This is a genomic window from Streptomyces sp. GbtcB7, assembly GCF_019091445.1.
GTDB classification, from domain to species: Bacteria; Actinomycetota; Actinomycetes; order Streptomycetales; family Streptomycetaceae; genus Streptomyces; species Streptomyces mirabilis.
On record NZ_JAGXJM010000104.1, the window covers coordinates 1 to 3690 of the forward strand.

Sequence of the window (3690 nt, forward strand, 5' to 3'; positions counted from 1 at the left end):
CTCCGCCGCGAGGCCCGGGCGCACCCACGACATCACCGCCGCCCGCCACGACCACATCGTCGAGCACCTGAAAGCCGCCGGCCTCGGCGCCCTGGCCGACCTGGGCTTCCTCGGCCTCGACAAGGACTGCAACAACCAAGTCGTCGTCACCGGCTACAAGGCCACCCGCGCCCGCAAGCTCACCACCGGCCAGAAGACCGCCAACCGGATCATCGCCGCCGGCCGCGCCCCCGTCGAGCACGGCTTCGCGCACCTGAAGACCTGGCGCATCCTCACCAAACTCCGCACGAGCCGCGCCCGCGCCACCAACCTGCTCCGCGCCCTGCTCGTCCTGACGAACCTCGAACTCGACCGCTGACAGAGATCAAGACCGAAGACAGCCGCCCACGACCAGCACGAGCACCCACGAACCCCGCCACACCAGCAGCCGCACCAGCGAAAACCAAGATGGTGGATCTTCAGTGAAGATCCGACTGGACCTCGGTCAGTCGATGCCTTCGACGATGCGGAAGTCGCGCTCGACGCCGTCGGAGAGGGCGACCAGCGCCTCCTGGTAGGCCGCACTCTCGTGCGCCGCGACGGCCTGCTCGAAGCTGTCGAACTCGATCAGGACGGTGCGCTCGGCGATTCCGGCGTCATGCGCCACGACCCGACTGCCACGGGCGAGGATCCGACCGCCCCCGGCCTCGACGGCCGGACCGGCCAGCTTGTTGTAGGCAGCCAGCTTCTCAGGGTCTGAAATGGTGCGGTAGGCGCTGACCCAGTAGCCCTTGGGCATGGAACCTCCAGTGTTGGGATGAGTGCATCTGACTTACGGGTTGGTCTCGGACGAGCGTCGGCGGGCGAGAGCAAGGCTTGTCAGCGTCGTGATCGCCATGGCGCCGATGCCGACCAGCGCCGCGGTGGTGTAGGCGCTGTCGTCGGGGAAGATGTGGCCGGGGCCGGTGCCCGCGGCGAGGATCAGGCCGCCGATGGCGCTGCCCAGGGAGTACCCGACGCTGCGGACGACGTAGTTGAAGCTCATGGCGCTCGACGTCTCGCTCTTGGGGATGACGGCCAGGATGACGCCGGGCATCGCGGCCGAGAAGCCGCCGACGCCGAAGCCGAGCACGCCCATCGCCGCGAACAGTTCGGCCAGGTCCGACCGGGCCGCCGCGAACAGGGCGAACCCGCCGCCGACCACGACGGCGCTGCCGGCCAGGAGCAGGGGGTCGGCGATCCGCGTCCGGACCCGCGGCGTGAGCTTGCCGGCGACGAACCCCAGCACCGAGAACGGGATGAGGACCAGCCCGGCGACGAAGGTCGTCAGCCCGAAGCCGTAGCGGGCGCCGTGCGGCGTCTGCGCGTACCGGGTGATGAGCGTGAGCAGGAGGTACATGCCGATCCCGCCGACGAACATGGCGAGGTTCGCCCCGGCGACCGCCGGGTGCCGCACCGCCCGCACATCGACCAGGGGCGTCGTGCTGCGCAGCTCGATGACGGCCCAGACGCAGAGCAGCACCACCGCGACGACGGCGAGGCCCGCCGCCACGGCGAGGTGCCGGCTCCACAGATTCCGTTCGCCGGCGAGGAACAGCACCAGGAGCAGCGCAGCGGCCAGGACGACCGCGCCTGCCACGTCCACGTGGGCGGAGCGGCCTTCGGGGGCTCCGGGCATAGAGCGCCACGCGGTCAGGAGGGCGGCGGCGGTGACGACCAGGCCGAGGCCGTAGGCGGCCCGTACCCCGCCGAGCTCGGCGAGCAGTGCGGCCAGCGGGTAGCCGACGCCGGCCCCGATGATCGAGACCACCGAGATCAGGGCGACCACGGCCGCGCTGCGCTCCTCGGGGAGGTGGTCCCGGGCCACGCCCATCATCAGCGCCGTCAGCCCGAGCCCGACGCCCTGGGCCGCCCTGCCGGCCAGCAGCCACGCGAACGGCAGCGGCAGCACGGTGAGCGCGCTGCCGGCGACGACGACCGCCAGCGTGGCGAGGATCGTGGCCCGCCGGTGCGGGCCGGCTCCGAGCCGGCCCAGGACCGGCGTGGCGACGGCGCCGCTGAGCAGCGCGACGGTCAGCGTCCACTGCGCGCTGCCGAGCGAGACGTGGAACGAGGTCGCCACGCTGGTAATGAGCGGCGTCCCGAGGCTGGCGACCGCCGCCACGACCAGAGCGATGAACATCAGGGCGGGGACCAGCAGCCGCGCCTCGGAACGCGCCACCGGGAACGCCTTCACCGCGACCCCGCCGACCGGCTGCCCGGTCACTGCTTCGGCCCTTCGCGGTCCTGGCTTTCGAGCTCTGCCAGATGCTTCAGCGCCGGAAGGGCTGCTGCCAAGGCCTCGACCTCGTCACCGGTGAGTTCGTCGATCAACCGCGCGTACGCGTCGACGCCCGCCTGGCGTCGCGTCCGGACGTACGACGCGCCGGCCTCGGTCAGGCACACCAGCGTGACCCGCTTGTCGGACGCGTCGCCCCGCCGCTCGACCAGGCCGGACTCCTCCATCACCCGGACCAGGACGGTCATCGCGGGCTGGGTGACGCCCTCGACCGCGGCCAGATCGGTGATGCGCCGCGGGCCGGTCCGGTCCAGGGTGGCCAGGGTGGCGGCGGACGTCAGGCTCATGTCCCGGGGCAGGCGTCTCGCGGCCCTGGCGGCCAGGCCGTAGAGGGCTGCCCCGATGGCGGCGGACGCGCCAGGAGCGGTGTCTTGACGACTCATGCTCGAAGCATAGCATTTTTATATTCATAGTTTATGTAAATGGTCGACTGGCGCGGGCGGCACCGCCTGTTGCGGACCCGAGGCCATCGAGATCGACGACAACTTCGGCTCCACCCTGTACGCCGAAGACGAGCGCGACACCCTGCCCGCTGAGGCCCTCGCCGCCTCCCTCGGCTGCGGCAACCCGACCGCGATGGCCGACCTCCACGAAGGCGAACGCGTCCTGGACCTCGGCTCCGGCGGCATCGACGTACTGCTTTCCGCTCGCCGCGTCGGCCCCACCGGCAAGGCGTACGGGCTCGACATGACCGAGGAGATGCTCGCCCTCGCGCTCGAGAATCAGCAGAAGGCCGGCGCTACCAACGTCGAGTTCCTCAAGGGCACCATCGAGGCCATCCCGCTGCCCGCGAACACCATCGACGTCGTCATCTCCAACTGCGTCATCAACCTGTCCACCAACAAGCCCGCCGTCTTCGCCGAGATGATCCGGGTCCTCAAGCCCGGCGGCCGGATCGGAATCTCCGACGTCGTCGCCGACGACACCCTCACCCCCGATCAGCGTGCCGAGCGCGGCGACTACGTCGGCTGTATCGCCGGAGCCCTCTCCTTCGCCGAGTACCGCCAGGGCCTCGAAGCCGCCGGGTTCACCAACATCGAACTCAGCCCCACCCACGCGGTCGCCGACGGCATGCACTCCGCCATCGTCCGCGCCACAGAGCCCACCACCAGCAACAAGGCTGAGGCGAGCACGGGCAGCGACTCCTGCTGCGGCGTCACCGCCTGCTGCACTCCCGCTGAACAGGCCGACAACCCGAACAGCACGGTCGCCGAGGCCAAGAGCGCATCCGGCTGCAACTGCGGCTGACAGCACGCCGGTTCGACACCTCACCTCAGGGTGGTCTCCCGCAGCCCCTAACTGGCTCTAACAAAAGCTGTTGATCATGCGACTGTTGGCTTGTCTGCTCGTTGGTCTGGTCGTGGGGAAACGTC

At 70.4% G+C, this 3690-nt stretch carries 4 protein-coding genes and 1 pseudogene; 2 read left to right on the forward strand and 3 right to left on the reverse strand.

What is annotated here, in order from left to right:
• On the forward strand, positions 1-358 hold a 358-nt coding region (locus KVT44_RS55270), incomplete at its 5' end, for a transposase family protein (RefSeq protein WP_217576793.1).
• A gap of 126 nt (positions 359-484) precedes the next feature.
• Here the strand turns inward: KVT44_RS55270 and KVT44_RS55275 are convergent.
• Genes KVT44_RS55275 through KVT44_RS55285 form a run of 3 tightly spaced genes read right to left on the reverse strand, consistent with a single transcriptional unit; the run spans position 485 to position 2604 of the window.
• Positions 485-778: a DUF1330 domain-containing protein gene (locus tag KVT44_RS55275; protein WP_059130497.1), complete on the reverse strand. Its 294-nt coding sequence runs from the start codon at positions 776-778 to the stop codon at positions 485-487.
• A 33-nt stretch (positions 779-811) separates the two neighbouring features.
• On the reverse strand, positions 812-2245 hold the full coding sequence (locus KVT44_RS55280; protein WP_217576796.1) for an MFS transporter: 1434 nt from the start codon (positions 2243-2245) through the stop codon (positions 812-814).
• Entirely contained in the window at positions 2242-2604 is a 363-nt protein-coding gene (locus KVT44_RS55285; RefSeq protein ID WP_217576798.1) for a MarR family transcriptional regulator, read from the reverse strand. The genes KVT44_RS55280 and KVT44_RS55285 overlap by 4 nt, the downstream gene beginning before the upstream one ends.
• Before the next feature lie 151 nt (positions 2605-2755).
• On the opposite strand from KVT44_RS55285, the pseudogene arsM reads away from it, so the two are divergent.
• Positions 2756-3565: pseudogene (gene arsM / locus KVT44_RS55290) on the forward strand (arsenite methyltransferase); the annotation flags it as partial.
• Between the last annotated feature and the right edge of the window lie 125 nt (positions 3566-3690).